The following is a 16,192-nucleotide window of genomic DNA, read 5'->3' as shown; positions in this document are numbered from 1 at the left end:
GCACCCACTTAGCCGTTTGCTCACACAGTAATCAAGGAAAGGGTCGACGTGGACTCTCTAGTCGTCATCATCTATCTCGCCGCCATGGTGGGATTCGGAATCTGGGGCCGGTACAAGGCGAAGAATCAGGACGATTTTCTCGTCGCAGGCCGGCGCCTGGGTGGCTGGCTGTACACGGGAACGATGTCCGCTGTCGTCCTCGGCGGGGCCTCGACGATCGGTGGTGTCGGTCTGGGCTACACCTCGGGCCTGTCCGGGATGTGGCTTGTCTTCAGCATCGGTCTGGGCATCATCTTGCTCTCGCTCTTCTTCGCCCCGAGAATCCAGAAGCTGGAGATCTACACGGTTTCGCAGATGCTGGAGCTGCGGTACGGGAAGGGCTCGCGCTTTGTGTCGGGCGCGATCATGACCGCCTACGGGCTGATGATCTCGACGACGTCGACGGTCGCCTATGCGACGATCTTCCATGCCCTGTTCGACCTCAATAAGGCCTGGTCGGTGCTCATCGGCGGCGGAATCGTCATCCTCTATTCGATGCTGGGCGGAATGTGGTCGATCACGCTGACTGACTTCGTGCAGTTCTTCATCCAGACCATCGGCATCTTCCTCATCATGTTGCCGATCGTATTGTCGAAGTCCGGTGGCATCACCGAACTGTTCGCATCGCTGCCTGCCGAGCAGACCAGTCCTGTGGGCATCGGCTGGCAGGCGATACTGGGCTACATCCTCATCTACACTCTGGGTCTGCTCATCGGCCAGGACATCTGGCAGCGAGTGTTCACCGCTCGCAGCCCGAGTGTGGCCAGGTGGGGCGGACTCACCGCGGGCATCTACTGCCTGCTCTACGCCGTGGCAGGGGCGCTCATCGGCTTGGCCGCGACCAAGATCGTGCCAGGCATCGAGGTCCAAGACGATGTGTTCGTCGCAGTCGTCGATGCCGCGATGTCGCCACTGATAGGCGGACTCGTCCTCGCCGCGGCTCTGGCTGCGATGATGTCCACGGCCTCGGGCTCGCTCATGGCCGCAGCGACAGTGTGCCGTCAGGACATCGTCGAGCCCCTGCTGGCGCGCAAGGACATCCTTCCGGTGACAGAGGGCACGGTCGAGTCCGATAGCGCTGCCGTGGGTGGCACGGGCGCAACGAAGACCGGCAGTGTGCCGACCTACGGCTCCAGCGGCAGCACGAAGTCATCTCTGGTGAAGTCCCTGGTTCGGGAGACCGGCGATGAGGTTCGCGATTCACGCATCTACCTCATCGGCCTCGGCGTCGTCACCCTGATCCTCGCCATGATCATGCCCAGCGTCGTCGAGGCGCTGACAGTCGCCTACAACCTGCTCGTTGCCGGACTGTTCATTCCCATCCTCGGCGGCCTGATCTTCAAGCGCGGCACGATCGTCGGCGTCATGGCCGGCATGGTCCTGGGATCGCTCACCACGATTGTCATCATGATCACGATGGGCATCTACTCCAGCGAAGCCATCTATCTGGGTCTCATCGCGTCGCTGCTCGGCTACGTCATCGGCTCCCTGGTCTCAAAACCGACACCGCCGGAGGTCATGGCGGCCTGGAAGGAGCGCCTGAACCGGTAGCTCGGCCTCAGGCAGGTCGAGGAAGGTCGTCGAGATACGGCGGTTGTGTTGATGATCGGGCGTGACCCCCCGTTCATTGGTGCAACCGCCGTTTTTCGATGTGGTCGCTGCGAGGTTTGATGCCTGGACCACAGTGCGGGTCGAAGACCGGGGTGGTGTCGTGACCGCTGCCGCCTGAACTTGGAAGACTCACCTGATATCACCTATATTCGAACTGTCAGGCTGGTACCAACGTCGAATCCGGTTGCTGCCGAAGGGCCTGCGCTCGAAAAAGGAGTGCGAAGCCGCGGAACCCGCGTGTGAGACATATATGGATCGCTCTTTCCATATCTGTCATCCGCGAAAGGTCCCTCATGGCTCACACATCGGCGCACGTCGCACACACTCTGGCCCACCATATCGATGAAGTCTTCGGTCTCATGGGCAACGGAAACGCCTACTTCCTCGACGCCCTGCTCACCTCCACCTCGGCGACCTACACTGCGGTCCGGCACGAAGCTGGCGCTGTCGTCGCAGCCGACGCACACTTCCGCACCTCCGGCAGGATCGCCGCGGCCACCACAACCTACGGCGCCGGGTTCACGAACACACTCACCGCGCTGGCCGAAGCTGCGCAGGCCAAGGTTCCACTCGTCCTCGTCGTCGGTGACGAACCGACGTCGGGTCCGCGCCCCTGGGACGTCGACCAGATCGCGATGGCCTCCGCGCTGGGTGTGCGCACCTATACCGTGGGTCGCGTCGATGCAGCGGCGGCGACGGTCACCGCCATCGAGCACGCACTGACGTACCGAGTGCCCGTTGTCCTGGCAATCCCCTACGATGTCGCAACCCTCGACATCGGTGAGATTCCCTCAGTTCCTGGACCCGGACGCCCCACTCCCCTGGCTCCGGCATCCGACTTCTCACAGTCCTCGCTCGATCGTCTGGCGACTGCCCTCGCTGGGGCGGAACGACCGATCCTGCTGGCCGGTCGAGGCGCGTGGCTGGCAGGCGCAGAGGCCGAGCTGGGCGCCCTGGCAGAGGTTGCCGGAGCACTGACGGCAACCACTGCACTGGGCCGCAACATCTTCCCAGATGCCGATCACGACCTCGGCGTGGCAGGAGGGTTCGGCGCCCCTGAGGCCATGGAGCGAATCCGTGAGGCGGACGTCGCCGTTGTCTTCGGGGCTTCGCTCAATCAATTCACCATGCGCTTCGGTGAGCTGTTCCATCCATCGACGTCCGTCTGGCAGATCGACACCGATGATCGGGCAACGAATGCCCGGGTCGGCGGTTTCATCCGCAGTGATGTGAAGCTTGCTGCGGACGAGCTGGTTTCGCGTCTGGAAGCCTCTGGCGCGGGTGCGAGCAGTTGGCGCGAGACCGTGGATACGGCTGCCGACCGGGCCTATGAAATGGGTACGGAATTCGCCGAGGACGGTCGCCTGGACCCACGAGCTGCCGCTGCCCGACTCGGCGAACTGATGCCAGCAGACCGAGTTGTGGTCTCCGACGGCGGTCACTTCATCGCGTGGGCGAATATGTTCTGGGAGCCCAGCGCGCCCGACCGTCTGGCGATGGTCGGCACTGCGTTCCAATCGATCGGACTCGGCTGGCACAGCGTTGCAGGAGCGGCACGTGCCAATCAGGATTCGACGATCGTTCTCACTACTGGCGACGGGGGCGGTGCCATGGCACTGTCCGATCTCGACACCGCTATTCGTTCGGCAGGTGGACGGGGCATGGCCGTGGTCTTCAACGATGCCGCCTATGGTGCAGAGGTGAATCTGTACGGCCTCAAGGGACTGGATAAGTCGCCGATGCTCATCGATGAGATCGACTTCGCGGCCCTGGCCACTGCCGCCGGCGGGCACGGTGTTGCTGTTCGCTCGCTGGCTGACCTCGAGGTGGTCAATGACTGGAAGGCGACGCCGATCGATGAGCGGAAGTTCTTGCTGCTCGATCTGCGGATCTCGGGTACAGTCATTGCGCCGTACCAGGAGGAAGTCATCCGCGTGAACTCGTAGGGTTTGGCTGGAGGCGCGAAATTGCCCGGCTGCTCATAGTCTGAGTTGCCGGGCAATTCTCATCGCGATGACTGAGCCACCAAACATCATTTCTACTGTCATTTGTCACCTGTCACACCAACGCCACCCTCTTGTGCGCAACCCTGGCCAGCCTCTCCAACATGCCGGTTGAGGGGGTCACTGCTCCATTCTCAATGCGGGCGATAGCGGATTGTGAGGTGCGCATGCGACGAGCCAGCTCAGCCTGAGTCAATCCGAGGTTCTTACGCTCGTCATAGAAAATCTGCGAAATGCGAATGCCCTCGTCAATATCAACATATCCGGCCTCATACTCAGCACGCGCAGTTTCATCCATCTTGCTGAGCCGTTCAGCTCTGATCTCGTCCAAAGACTTCATTTCGTCCTCCATTTCCTCAGTTGCTGTCGTGCTCTCGAAATCTGCTTCCGCTCGCTGTTTCGCTGCTTGCGGAAGGTGGTCAAGGTAATCACCTGCCGGCCAGGATCGAAAGTGTAGGTGACACGTCGTTCGACTCGCTCGCACTGAAATCTCAATTCATAGAGTCCTTGCCCGAGGCTCTTCGAACGTGGCATACCGAGGTCGACTCCATGTTCGGCGAGATTCTGCAAATGTCGATCTGCGATTCGGAAGTCGCTGTCGTTCAAAGAACCCAACCACTTCTCCACCTCTGCTGACACCTCGATCGTCCACTTCGGCATGCACCGATTATATCATTGGTGATATAGCGAAAACCAAGAAAAAGCCCCGGATCCTCAAGGAACCCAGGGCTTTAGTGTGGAGATGGCGGGAATCGAACCCGCGTCCGTCGGCACATTGTCAGGACTTCTCCGGGCGCAGTTCGTGAAGTAGTTTCTTAGGTTCTGGCCCTCACACGAACATGTGGACCAACGAACGGAGTTGAGTAAAAGTCCCTCAGATACCCTCAACGAATATCTGAAGCAGTGGCTCCCTAAACGACGCCAGGAACTAGAGCGGAAGCAACTCTAGACTGACGGATTCGCAGCTCGGCCTAATCAGGCAGCGAGGGCGAAATCGGTGCGGTTATTAGACTTAGCACCTATTGTTTTGCAGAGGACATTAACGAGATGACTCTGCATTCTCGGCCCGCTTCTCCCGTCGCAGTGTCCGACGTCGAAACCGATCATCCCCATATTCTGTTACCAAATCTGCCCAGCCCATTCACCTGCACAAACAGGCTCATGTACCGACCAGAATAACCAGCATACTCCCACAACACCGCACGGCCCAATTGCATTCCCGAGGACGGGGGATCAGTCGGATCCATGCTGACAGAGCAACAGGCTCAGAGGAACTGCTTGGACTTGATCGCCCGCTCTGCCTCGCGCTTGTCCTGCGCTTCGCGCAGGGCCTGACGCTTGTCCCATTCGCGTTTGCCCTTGGCCAGAGCGATCTCGACCTTGACCCGCGATCCGTCGAAGTACAGCTCCAGCGGGACGAGTGTGCGTCCCGCCTCCTTGACCTTCTGCGACAGCCGGAGAATCTCCTCGCGGTGCAGCAACAGCTTCCGGCGTCGACGAGCGGTGTGGTTCGTCCATGTGCCCTGCGCGTATTCGGGAATATAGACGCCCTCGAGCCACGCTTCATTCTGGAAGATCAGCGCGAACCCGTCTGTCAGTGATGCCCTGCCCTCTCGCAGCGACTTCACTTCGGTTCCGCTCAGCACGAGACCGGCCTCCCACGTATCTATGATCTGATAGTCGTGGCGGGCCTTGCGGTTCCTCGCGATGACTTTCTTGCCAGTTTCCTTCGGCATGTCCGGCCTCCTTCCTGTGTCTCGGATCGGTGTGTCCGACTGCGATTGTCAGCCCCAAAAAGACTGCTCGATCGCGTAGACACGCAGATCAACTACTCTAGCTCAATGGTATCGCGTACGAAAGGCCACGCTGATGACCAGCGCAGGTCCACCTCGGCGCGGTGAGATCCAAAACGGAAGATGAGCACCGTCAGGAAATATAGGGCATCGGGTCGACGTATCCGCCGTTCTTCATGATCTCGAAGTGCAGGTGACAGCCGGTGGAGGCGCCAGTCGTACCCGAGATCGATATGACGTCGCCCGTCTTCACCTTCTGTCCGGCGTGGACCTTGACATTCGTATTGTGATTGTAGGTTGAGGCGATCGAGTCGCCCTTGATCTTGCCGTGGGAGATCACGACGCGGTTGCCGTAGCCGCCGGTCCAGCCAGCGCCGACGACGATGCCGTCGCCTGCGGCACGGATCGGAGTGCCGCAGGGAACACCGAAGTCGGTGCCCGAGTGCAGCTTCTTAGCCCCGGTGATCGGGTGGATGCGGTAGCCGAAGGGCGAGGTGATGGGATAGCCTTTGGCCGGGTTGGCCAGCTCTCCGTCACCAAAGACGAACTTGCCCTTCTTCTCCTGTTCCTTCTCCCATTCGCGAACCTTCTTCGCCAACCGGTCCTGCTCGTCCTGCTCTTTCTGCAGCTGCTCCTCGGTCTCGGCCTTGTTGTCGGAGATCGTACTCTCTGCATCGTCCTTCGCCGAGATGATGTCGTTGAGGCTGTCGGACTTCTTCTTCGCGTCGACCTGCGCGGCTTCCTTAGCCAGCACCGCCTCGGCGGCTTCGTCCTTCAGGTCCGAGATCTCATCGGTCACACCCGAGAGTCGCTCTTCGTTGTTCTCGTTGACTGCTCGCTGCTCGGAGAGGTTGTCGATCGTGCGCTGCTGAGACCGCACGGCGGAGTCCACCCGCCCGATTCCGCCATCGGCGCTTGTGCCCTCGGCCATCTGGAGCAGCATCGCCAAGTCGGAGGTGATGCCCGAGTTCTGATACGCCTGACGTCCGATGCGCGCGGCTGAGGTCTTGTGCTTGTCGATCTCCTCTGCGCCGTCCTCGATCGACGTCTTGAGATCCGACTGCGCATTCTCCGCCGAGGCCAGGCGAGCGGCCATGGCATCATCCTTCTCGATGGCCTCGCTCAGAGCATCGTCGGCCTTCTTCGACGCGGCTTCAGCGTCGGGCAGCTTCTCCTCCGCGGCGTCGCGTTCGGCGATGACTCGGGCCAGCTCCTCGTCGAGGCCCTCGAACTCCTGTTGGAGCTCCTTGACCCGGTCATCAACCTTGCTCTTGTCATCGCGGGGGTTGGCTCCGGCCGAGCTGACGGGAAGGATGATGGCCAGCACCGCTGCGGTCACCACTAAACCAAGTCTGCGTTTCATCTCAGACCTTCGTGTACTTGTTCAAGGTGATCAGGGACGATGCACCGGCCATGATCACACCGATGGCGATGAGAATCGGGGCCACGATGAGGACGTTGACTCCGGAGATCAGGCTGAAGCCCGTGGCCTGCCCCTGCAGCCAGCCGCTGACACCGAAGTGGACGAGGAGTCCCAGTGCACCGGCGGACAGGGTCGCACCGATCGCTGCGGCGATGACGCCCTCGAGCAGGAACGGAAGTTGGATGAAGGAGTTGGACGCACCCACCAGACGCATGATTCCCGTCTCGCGCCGCCTTGAGAACGCGGAGAGTCGGATGGTCGTGGCGATGAGCAGCATGGCACACAGCAGCATGATCCCGGCGATCGCGACCGCGACGACAGTGGCGATGTTGAGGACTCCGAACAGGCGATCGAGGAGTTGGTTCTGGTCGACGACCTCCTCGACACCCTGGGTCGAGGAGAACGATTCCTTGATGATGTCGTACTTCTCGGCGTCCTTGAGTTTGACCCTGAACGACTCGTTCATCTCTTCTTCGGGAACGGTGCCTTCGAGGCTGGTGCCCTTGAACTGGTCCTGGAAGTGTTCGAAGGCCTCACCTTTGTCTTCGAAGTAGACCTCATCGACATAGGGAGCAAGTTCTGAACTGCCCAGCTGATCTTCGATGTTCTTCTTCTGCGCATCGGTGACTTCACCCTCGACGCAGTTGGTGGCCTCGGAGTCCGGTGGGCACAGGAACACGGAGACCTGGACGCGGTCGTACCAGTAGTCCTTCATCTGCCCGACCTGCATCTGCAGCAGGATTGCGGCGCCGACGAACAGCAGGGACACGAAGGTCACGAGCACCACGGACAGGACCATGGAGACGTTCTTGCGCAGTCCTGACCAGACCTCGGAGAGGATGAATCCGGACCTCATGAGGCGACTCCGTAGGTGCCCTCTTCGACATCGCGAACGATGACGCCGTCAGAGATTTCGATGACTCTCTTGCGCATCCGATTGACGATCTCTCCGTCGTGAGTGGCCATGAGCACCGTGGTTCCGTTGCGGTTGATCTTCTCAAGGACCGACATGATGTCGGCGCTGGTGGTTGGGTCGAGGTTGCCTGTGGGCTCATCGGCGAGCAGGATCCCCGGCTTGTTGACGACGGCACGGGCAATGGCCACACGCTGCTGCTCACCACCGGAGAGTTCGTTGGGATAGCGCTTCTCCTTGCCGGCCAGTCCCACAGTCTCGAGCACATCTGGGACCAGGGTCGACATAGCCGCCCGGGATTTGCCGATGACCTGGAGGGCGAAGGCGACGTTGGCGAAAACGGTCTTGTTCGGCAACAGGCGAAAGTCCTGGAACACGGTGCCGATCCCCCGCCGCAGGTAGGGCACCTTCCAGCTGGGCATCTTCACGACCGATTTTCCGGCAATGTGGATCCGGCCGGCGCTGGGAACCTCTTCGCGCAGAATGAGGCGGATGACCGTGGACTTACCCGAGCCCGAAGAACCGACGAGGAACACGAATTCTCCGCGCTCGGCCTCGAACGAGATATCGTCGAGCGCTCTGCGGGAGCGTGCGTCGTAGGATTTCGAAACGGAGTCGAATTTGATCAAGAGGGTCTTCAATCATGTCGCGGATGGCTCGGCCGCTTCCACTGTACGGAACAGCTCCACAATGTTCCGGGAGGCTCAAGGGCGTGTGTTGCGCATTGGAGGAAGTTCACAGCCGCCGAGGCGGTGGCCGACGGCAGAGGAAGCGCAGCAATCGGGAGCAGACGAATGTGGGCTTACGTGCGTTTTCCTCGAGAGAAACGAACGCAAGTCCACATTCGAAACTGTCAGTCACGCAGTCGTCACTGAAATCCGCCTGTCGGGGCTTGAAATCCGACAGTTTCGGCTGAAGGTCAGGATGCCTCTTCGGCCATCTCCTGCTCTTTGCGCCACCGGATGCCGGCTTCGATAAGTCCATCGAGGTCGCCGTCGAAGACTGCCGAGGGGTTGTTGACTTCGTAGCCGGTCCGCAGGTCCTTGACCATCTGGTACGGGTGAGTGACGTAGGAGCGCATCTGGTCGCCCCAGCTGGCCTTGATGTCGCCGGCCAGCTCCTTCTTCTGCGCTGCTTCTTCCTTGCGCTTGAGATCGAGGAGGCGTGACTGCAGCACGCGCATCGCGGCTTCGCGGTTCTGGATCTGCGACTTCTCGTTCTGCATGCTGACGACAACGCCGGTGGGCTCGTGCGTGATTCGCACGGCCGAGTCGGTCGTGTTCACTGACTGACCGCCGGGGCCCGATGACCGGTACACGTCGATGCGCAGATCGTTCTCATCGATTTCGACATGGTCGGTGGATTCGATGAGCGGCACTACCTCAACGGCGGCGAAGGAGGTCTGGCGACGCCCCTGATTGTCGAAGGGGCTGATGCGCACGAGTCGGTGAGTACCGGCCTCCACGGACAGCGTTCCGTACGCGTAGGGGGCGTTGACCTGGATCGTTGCAGACTTGATGCCCGCGCCCTCAGCGTAGGAGGTGTCGAGCTGCGCCACGTTGTACCCACGGTTCTCGCCCCAGCGGATGTACATGCGGATGAGCATCTGCGCCCAATCGGTCGCATCGTCGCCACCGGCACCGGAGCGCACGGTCACGACGGCGGAGCGCTCATCATATTCGTGGTTGAGCAGGGTCGAGATCTCGAGCTCGGCCAGCTGGTCGTGCAGCTTCTTGATGTCGCGCTCGGCTTCGGCCTTCGAATCCTCGTCGCCCTCATCCTCGGACATTTCGATGAGGAGTTCGGAATCGTCGATGCGTTCACCGAACCGTTCGAGCTTCTCCAGTGTCCCCTGCTTGTGCGCGAGCGTGGCCGAAGTCTTCTGCGCCGAGTCCGGATCGTCCCAGAAGGAAGGCGAGGACGCTTCCTCCGTCAGTTCAGTGACCTCAGAGCGCAGATTGTCCAGATCGGACACGTCGAGGATCGCTTTGTAGGTTGCCCGGAGGTTGGCGATTTCAGCAGAATAATCAATGGCCATAATGATGCCAGCCTAGTGCATCGCGGCCCCCAGACCTGAATTATCACCCCTCACTCCGCACAGACGACCGGCGCCGAGGTGGTAGGAGATTTGCATACCACCTCGGCGCTGGATCGGGTGAATTCAGAACCCGGGAATCAGCCTAGGCTCCGGGTTGGGAATCAGCCTGGCTCCAGGTTGGGACTCAGGCTGGAACCGGCTCCGCGGCAGCTGTCCACGTGTCAGGGCCGAAGACCTCGAAATGGACATTGCCTGCGGGAACGTCGAGTCCCGCCAGACCGCGCCGCACGGCGTTCATGAACGGTGGCGGACCGCACAGATAGACCTGTGCGTTCGGGTTCACGGACACCTCACCAAGGTCGATGAAGCCTTCGTGGATGGTCTCAGTGACCGCGCGGGAGCCCAACTGCTCATACCAGTGATGCATCTGCGCCCCCGGCAGCTGCTTCACCAGTTCGGCCATTTCCCGGCGATGTGCGTGGGAAGCCATCGACTGGTCGGCGTGCAGGACCGTGACCGGCCTTGTCGCTTCGGCCTGGACCAGGTGGTTGAGTGCTCCGATGATCGGCGTGCACCCGATTCCGGCCGACACCAGGAGCAGTGGATCCTCGGACTCTTCGACGACGAGGTCGCCGTAGGGCAGTGAGCAGCGCAGCGTGTCGTTTTCGAAGATGTTGTCGTGGATGAAGTTGGATACTTCGCCGGCGGGGACACCGAAATCGGCGCGGCCTGGTTCGGCCTTGATCGTCACACTCCAAGAGGCGCGGTTCGAGGCGCGGGTCAGGGAGTACTGACGGATCTGCTGGGCGCCGTCGGGAAGTGTCACCTGAAGGGAGAGGTATTGGCCAGGCCGGGCCTCGGGCAGTGCCGCACCGTCTTCGCGGGCGAGTTCGAGACTGATGGTGGTCGGTGATTCCTGGGTGCGGGAGGTGACGACGAGTTCTCGCCACACATCACCGGGTGCCACCTCGAAGCGAGAGTAGAGGCTGTTCTCCGCTCTGATTAGGGCATCGGCCATATCCCAGTAGACCTCCGACCAGGCGTCGACGACCTCCGGGGTCGCGGCGTCGCCGAGGACCTCGGCGATGGCGGCGAAGAGATGTTCGTAGACGATGGCGTACTGGTCCTCGGTGATCCCCAGAGAGGCGTGCTTGTTCGAGATCCGGCTCATCATCGCATCGATGTTCGGTGCATCGTCGGAGACGAGCAGAGTCGCGTATGCGGCGATCGCACCGGCCAGTGCCTTCTGCTGCTCTCCCTGCGCCTGATTGCCCCGGTTGAACAGATCGCGCTCCAGGTCCGGGCGGGCCGTGAACATGCGCTGATAGAAGATCGGTGTGATCTCACCGATCGAGGCTCCCACCACCGGCAGAGTCTCACGGATGACAGAAAGTGCGGATTGGGAAATCACGTCTGCCCCCTTGTGTGATGCCTATGCATCACGTGGCTGCAACGGCCCTTCCAGGTCGTCTGGTTGATTGGCTGTCTTCGACATTACTACGCTATGTAGAATTACGTTCTACATAGCGTAGAAGTGAGAATTCTGCATCCGAAATGCGGACGCCGGAGGATGCCTCACCCGGTGATGTCGACGATCCCGTGAGCTCCCCGCTCGGCGTCGACCATCTTGTGGGAGACGAACGGGTAATGCCCCTCCTCGGCGAATTCGAGTTCGACGAACCCGCCCTGTGCCGTCTCGAGGTCGAGAACCTGACTCGCACCCTTCTCCGGATTGTCCGGGCGGATGAGATATGTACCCTCCTTGTAGACCGTGTCGAACTGTCCGCCGATGATGTGGAAGGCACTCGATCTGTTCGGGCCGACGTTGAGGATCCAGAACCTCACCCGCTCCCCGGCACGGGCGGTGAGCGGATCGTGGTCGTACTGGTTGGCGACGCCGTTGAAGACCACGGCGTCGGGCTCCTCACGCCGGACCTTCTGGGAGTCGACGACTCCGCCTTGCGGGCCCAGGTACAGCTCCGACTGGACGAGGACGAATTCCTTGTCGACTGCCGGCAGGTCGGGCGGATCGATGATCACGGCGCCGAACATTCCGTTGGCGATGTGTGATGACATCGGCATGGTCGCGCAGTGATACATCCAGATGCCGCTGTGGGTCGCCTTGAAGGTGTAGGTCAGCGACTCACCCGGAGGGATCGTGCGCATCGGCTTGTCCGGAGCCAACTCGCCGGCGTGGAAGTCGATCGAATGTCCCACCGATCCGTCGTTGACCAGCGTGATGACGAAGACATCGCCGACATCGCCGCGCAGTGTGGGTCCGGGCATAGTCTTGTTGAACAGCCACAGCTTCTGTCGGATGTCAGCGGCCACGGTCCGTTCGACCTCACTGACGGTGAAGGTCTCCTTGTGAGTCACCCCTCCGGAAGCAGGCCGCAGTTCGGAGTCCCTGGCACTGAAGTCCGCGCCGGGATCTGCCAGGAAGTCCACATCCGCAGCGGCCGAACCTGTGTCGTCTGTGCCGTTTCGAGGCGTGGAATCTCCGCCCGCGTCACCGCCGTGATCCATTCCCGGCATCGCGTCCGAGCTGTTGGATCTCGAGCTGTCGGCCCCTGCTGGGGACGAACCCCCGGTGACGTTGATGCCGAAGACCATTCCCATCTGCCTGTGACCGGCGATCGAGCACCACCCGTCGATGTCCTCACCGACGATGCCGACGTCAAGACTCGTGGATTCGCCTGGAGCGAGTCTGCCGCTGTCCTGACCAGTGGCCAACACGAGGTCATGGACATCCTCGTCATCGAGGTTCTTGAGATCGATGATCAGACGATCGCCGGTGGGCACGTCGACCGTCGCGGGTGTGAATCGCATGTCCTTGGCCTCGACGCGCACATGGGTCGTCTCGCCTGTGGCAGCAGCCCCCGCCGAGGCGGTCGTTTCGTTGATCGCAGCCGTCGAAGCTGGATCGATGGCGACACCGCCGGCAACGGCGAGAAGCACCGCCGACAGTCCCGCCGCTGCCAGCGCCAGGTTGTTTCGACTGACCTGTTTCTGCTCGGCGGCACGTTCCTCTTTCAACGCCCTGACCTGAGCCCTTCGGTCGCCAGTCACCGGCTCCGGCGGGTTCTTCTTCGCCCGGCGAGAGGCTCTGATTCCGCGGAAGACCAGCGGCAGGAACGCGGCCAGCCCCAATGCCACCAGTCCGGAACACAGCACTCTCACCCAGCTGGGGACCGGCAGCAGGCAGATCGCCAGGCCCACGTTGATGATGGTGATCCGCAGGGTCCCGAAGCGAGCGAATTCCATGGTGGCCGCGCGTACGGCATTCGGTCCCCCACCGAGGACGACCGGCAGGAGATAGGACAGTGCCCCGAACAGGATCTGGGCTGCAAATCCCGCTGCCAGGGCCGGCACCAGCCAGGTGAATCCCTGGGTGGCCTCCGTCCAGGTCTCAGAGGTGAAGAACACCCATGTGGTCGCAAACAGGCAGATGACGAGCCAGACCATGGCCGCGGCTGCCGAGAATGTCGGATATTCGCGTGGAGGTTTGGCCAGCGCGGCGAGGACGAAGGGACGACCGATGAGCGCTATCCCGCCGAGGTAGGCGATGAGCCCGATGCCCGCCGCCCAGGGTTGGCTCAACAGTGCGGCGGCGAGTGTCACTGCCAGTCCGATGGACAGGATCGGCAGAGCTCGCCTGGCGGCCACCTCGGCGCCGGGCACGATCTTTGTGCGCAGCATCGTCGGCCAAAGCGTCACAAGAGTGCCGACCACAGTGAGCCCGATCCAGCCGAGCAGGTTGATCAGGGCGTGGGCGGCGACGAGGCGGAGGTGCCAGGGGTCACCGACCCCGAACGCCAGAATGACGCCGAGGACCACTCCGATCGGGAGCATGGCCGCGGCGGCCAGGTAGTAGTGAAGGGTCGAGGCGAACCGTGAGGCCAGTGCGGTGCGTGCCTGGGCCCAGAGGCTGAGCCCGTGCCAGATCACCGCACCCGCCACCGCGGCCGCACCGACGAGGACCAACGTCCAGACGCTGGCGATCATGCCGATGATGACGATGAGGGTGCCGCCGTTGAGCAGGATCAGACGTCGGCTCTGACTTTTTCTGTCGGCTTCTGTCGACGGCGTGTGCAGGAGCGCCTCGGCGAAGTGCTTGGACCACACGAGGATGGAGTGGCTGACCGCTCCGAGGACCAGTAGGTGGATCATCAGCCATCTGGCAACGGGCAGTCCCGGGTGGGCGGCGATGACGACGAGGAGGAAGACGAGCCAGACGATGACGGGGAGATCACGGATGAGCCACCGTCCGCGGGCCGCAGGCGGCTCCAGCGGTCCTGTCCGAGGCCTGTTCTGCGGATCGGGTGACGAGATCTGAGGGCTCATGGCGTTGTGTCCGGCTGCGCCGACGAACTGAGGTCGTTGTCATGTTCAGCACTGGATTCGCGGTTCTTGCGCTCGCCACCCTGGTGGCTGCTGGTGGTGCGAGCAGCATGGGAGGCGGTGATCGCGGAGGTGGCGGCCAGGATCGCGAATCCCAGAAGGGCGACGATGTTGAGGACCCCGCCGAGCTGCCAGGCCCAGTGCAGATCGAGGCCATCGCCGAGGCCGATCCGTAGAACCAGCGACGTGTGGAGGAGGAGGACCGGAAGGTAGAAGCCGCGACTGTAGGGCAGACGGATCCGGAGCACCGCAGGCAGGATCACGGAGGCGTGGGCGATGATCATCGAGATCGCGAACCCCAGGAAGACCGAGTGGACCACCGCGTCATCGGACCGGGGCCCGTCGGTGGGCCCGGCAAGGAGCCAGACCAGACCGGCGACGACCAGCCACACATAGCCGGCGAGGAGGCAGACTCCCATGAACCGGGTCTGACCGGTGGCGGTGACCGTCTTCGAGGCGACGTCGTGGATGAGGAGCCAGGAGACCAGTCCGAGGAGAGTGACGCCCAACAGCGGGTAGCCGATGGTGGGCCACAGCAGGGAGGAGAGCACGCCGAGGGCCGTTGCTGCGATGAGTGCCAAGAACCCGCGGACGGCGGTGGAGGCGATGGTGATCCGTGCGAGTTCGAGGCGTTCGGCCGCGATCGTGATTATGACGAATCCGGCCAGCCAGGGGATCAATGTCGGCACGGTGGCACCGCCGAGCCACATGAGGGCCGCACCCGCGGCCAGTACCGCACCGAGGGCCTGGACCAGGATGGCCTCGTCGAAGTTCCGCCGGTAGAGAGGAATGTAGAGCACGGCCAGGGCAAGACTGCCCGCCAGGAGCCCGAGCTGTCCGATGACCAGCGGCAGTGGGGACAGCACTGCCAGCGAACCGAGTCCGAGCAGCGCGGGCGCAAGGAATCCGGCCGCTCGGGCGAGTGCCACGGCGCGTTCCAAAGAGATCAGAGTGGCGACGAAGCCGAAGACCATGACGATTCCATGGGTGCCCGGCAACCTCTCCCCCGCCACCGGGGCCCACAGCCCCAGCAGCATGAGTGCCGCGTCGAGTCCGGCCAGCAGCGACAGGCCGGCCGGGACGAGGAAGGCAAGACGGCGGATCACTGGGACTCCTTCCGTGGTTGCAGATGCAGTCGGCAGGCTCCGGGTTCGGCGAAGGGCTCGAGCTCGCTGTCGGAATCCCGATCCCCGAAGACGTCCAAGGCGCCGCGCACCAGACCGAGATGAACGCCGCAGACGATGTCGGGGTACTGATGGGCGGCGCTGAGCAGCGGGCAGCGGGTCAGCCTCACGCGGATGGAGTCCTCGGCATCCCCTGCACCTCCGACCGCAGCGTCGGCGTCGCCGGTGACTGTGTTTGCACCCGCACCAGCGCTCGCCTCGGGCTCAGAATTCGTTGCGAAGTCAGCGACCACCGCTGGCGCGAACCCCAGGTCCTCAAGCAGGGAAATCGTCTGGCTTCGGGCCGTACTGGTGGTGCGTTCGTGGTTGCTCGGCTCTTGGCTGCTCGGCTCGCCGCCGTCGAAATCCGCGGCCAGTTGGCGGCCCCAGTCGACACCGGCGGCGATGCCGTCGAGACGTGGCGAGTCACTGGTGCGGTGGATGTGCGCGGCCAGCGCCGACGCCAGGCCCGCGTATTCGACAGCGCCGGCCGCAGCGGCTGTGTCCGTGGCGAAGTAGAGCCATGCGGGCCTGCCCCTTCCCTGTGAGAGCGCTCGTTCCTTGGCTGCGTAGCCGGCAGCGATGAGCTCCTCCAGATGTTCGCGCACCGTATTCCCATGTAGCCCAGTCATCGCTGACAGTGCACCGATCGATACGGGTTCGGCTTGGGCGCTGAGGTGCTCGAGCACGGCCGCGATGGCAGGTGAGAGTCCTGTTGTCTGAATGGCAGGACCGGGTCCCAGCGCGGAGCTCTCAGCCCTGGCGGAGGCGCGATTTATTTTCACGGTTCTAATTGTAATAAACTATG

General features: G+C 62.4%; 13 protein-coding genes and 1 other RNA gene. 2 read left to right on the top strand and 12 right to left on the bottom strand.

Features of this window, described 5'->3' with window-relative positions; genetic code table 11:
* Positions 1 to 48 precede the first annotated feature (48 nt).
* Together BANT918_RS14875 and BANT918_RS14870 are read left to right on the top strand one after the other, a co-directional pair.
* The gene (locus BANT918_RS14875; RefSeq protein WP_101620993.1) at positions 49 to 1,590 is read left to right on the top strand and encodes a sodium:solute symporter; all 1,542 of its coding nucleotides are present in this window, start codon (positions 49 to 51) and stop codon (positions 1,588 to 1,590) included.
* A gap of 353 nt (positions 1,591 to 1,943) precedes the next feature.
* Positions 1,944 to 3,596: a thiamine pyrophosphate-binding protein gene (locus BANT918_RS14870; protein ID WP_101620992.1), complete on the top strand. Its 1,653-nt coding sequence runs from the start codon at positions 1,944 to 1,946 to the stop codon at positions 3,594 to 3,596.
* Between the two features lie 112 nt (positions 3,597 to 3,708).
* On the opposite strand, the gene BANT918_RS14865 is transcribed toward BANT918_RS14870, so the two are convergent.
* The 12 genes from BANT918_RS14865 to BANT918_RS14810 form a co-directional block, all read right to left on the bottom strand.
* Positions 3,709 to 3,993: a helix-turn-helix domain-containing protein gene (locus BANT918_RS14865; protein ID WP_167389494.1), complete on the bottom strand. Its 285-nt coding sequence runs from the start codon at positions 3,991 to 3,993 to the stop codon at positions 3,709 to 3,711.
* Positions 3,990 to 4,313, bottom strand: coding sequence for a type II toxin-antitoxin system RelE/ParE family toxin (locus tag BANT918_RS14860; protein ID WP_101620990.1), 324 nt, complete (start codon positions 4,311 to 4,313; stop codon positions 3,990 to 3,992). Before BANT918_RS14860 ends, BANT918_RS14865 begins: the two co-directional genes overlap by 4 nt.
* 74 nt (positions 4,314 to 4,387) lie before the next feature.
* Positions 4,388 to 4,764, bottom strand: a transfer-messenger RNA (tmRNA) gene (gene ssrA, locus BANT918_RS14855).
* 154 nt (positions 4,765 to 4,918) lie between these two features.
* Positions 4,919 to 5,389: an SsrA-binding protein SmpB gene (gene smpB, locus BANT918_RS14850; RefSeq protein ID WP_101620989.1), complete on the bottom strand. Its 471-nt coding sequence runs from the start codon at positions 5,387 to 5,389 to the stop codon at positions 4,919 to 4,921.
* A 190-nt stretch (positions 5,390 to 5,579) separates the two neighbouring features.
* Entirely contained in the window at positions 5,580 to 6,809 is a 1,230-nt protein-coding gene (locus BANT918_RS14845; RefSeq protein ID WP_101620988.1) for a M23 family metallopeptidase, read from the bottom strand.
* A 1-nt stretch (position 6,810) separates the two neighbouring features.
* Positions 6,811 to 7,725, bottom strand: a complete 915-nt coding sequence (ftsX, locus tag BANT918_RS14840) for a permease-like cell division protein FtsX (protein ID WP_101620987.1) — start codon at positions 7,723 to 7,725, stop codon at positions 6,811 to 6,813.
* Entirely contained in the window at positions 7,722 to 8,411 is a 690-nt protein-coding gene (ftsE, locus tag BANT918_RS14835) for a cell division ATP-binding protein FtsE (RefSeq protein WP_096145929.1), read from the bottom strand. The genes ftsX and ftsE overlap by 4 nt, the downstream gene beginning before the upstream one ends.
* Before the next feature lie 290 nt (positions 8,412 to 8,701).
* On the bottom strand, positions 8,702 to 9,820 hold the full coding sequence (gene prfB / locus BANT918_RS14830) for a peptide chain release factor 2 (RefSeq protein WP_096145930.1): 1,119 nt from the start codon (positions 9,818 to 9,820) through the stop codon (positions 8,702 to 8,704).
* Between the two features lie 184 nt (positions 9,821 to 10,004).
* The gene (locus tag BANT918_RS14825; RefSeq protein ID WP_101620986.1) at positions 10,005 to 11,231 is read right to left on the bottom strand and encodes a globin domain-containing protein; all 1,227 of its coding nucleotides are present in this window, start codon (positions 11,229 to 11,231) and stop codon (positions 10,005 to 10,007) included.
* A gap of 164 nt (positions 11,232 to 11,395) precedes the next feature.
* Positions 11,396 to 14,164 carry a multicopper oxidase domain-containing protein gene (locus BANT918_RS14820; RefSeq protein ID WP_101620985.1) on the bottom strand — a complete coding sequence of 923 codons (2,769 nt, stop codon included), beginning with the start codon at positions 14,162 to 14,164 and terminating at the stop codon, positions 11,396 to 11,398.
* A complete protein-coding gene (locus BANT918_RS14815) occupies positions 14,161 to 15,327 on the bottom strand; it encodes a hypothetical protein (RefSeq protein WP_208618138.1) in 1,167 nt (388 codons plus the stop codon). Before BANT918_RS14815 ends, BANT918_RS14820 begins: the two co-directional genes overlap by 4 nt.
* Positions 15,324 to 16,169 (bottom strand): helix-turn-helix transcriptional regulator, encoded by an 846-nt coding sequence (locus tag BANT918_RS14810; RefSeq protein WP_208618137.1) that lies wholly within the window; start codon positions 16,167 to 16,169, stop codon positions 15,324 to 15,326. The genes BANT918_RS14815 and BANT918_RS14810 overlap by 4 nt, the downstream gene beginning before the upstream one ends.
* Positions 16,170 to 16,192 lie beyond the last annotated feature (23 nt).

Origin of the sequence: Brevibacterium antiquum CNRZ 918, from assembly GCF_900169145.1 — a bacterium.
Classification (GTDB): Bacteria; Actinomycetota; Actinomycetes; order Actinomycetales; family Brevibacteriaceae; genus Brevibacterium; species Brevibacterium koreense.
This window is presented reverse-complemented; position numbering and strand designations above follow the sequence as displayed.

Bases quoted from the DNA above. Each gene is read 5' to 3' on its own strand.
- BANT918_RS14870 (WP_101620992.1), top strand. From the start codon at position 1,944: ATGGCTCACACATCGGCGCACGTCGCACACACTCTGGCCCACCATATC.
- BANT918_RS14865 (WP_167389494.1), bottom strand. From the start codon at position 3,993: ATGAAGTCTTTGGACGAGATCAGAGCTGAACGGCTCAGCAAGATGGAT.
- BANT918_RS14860 (WP_101620990.1), bottom strand. From the start codon at position 4,313: ATGCCGAAGTGGACGATCGAGGTGTCAGCAGAGGTGGAGAAGTGGTTG.
- smpB (WP_101620989.1), bottom strand. From the start codon at position 5,389: ATGCCGAAGGAAACTGGCAAGAAAGTCATCGCGAGGAACCGCAAGGCC.
- BANT918_RS14845 (WP_101620988.1), bottom strand. From the start codon at position 6,809: ATGAAACGCAGACTTGGTTTAGTGGTGACCGCAGCGGTGCTGGCCATC.
- ftsX (WP_101620987.1), bottom strand. From the start codon at position 7,725: ATGAGGTCCGGATTCATCCTCTCCGAGGTCTGGTCAGGACTGCGCAAG.
- prfB (WP_096145930.1), bottom strand. From the start codon at position 9,820: ATGGCCATTGATTATTCTGCTGAAATCGCCAACCTCCGGGCAACCTAC.
- BANT918_RS14820 (WP_101620985.1), bottom strand. From the start codon at position 14,164: ATGAGCCCTCAGATCTCGTCACCCGATCCGCAGAACAGGCCTCGGACA.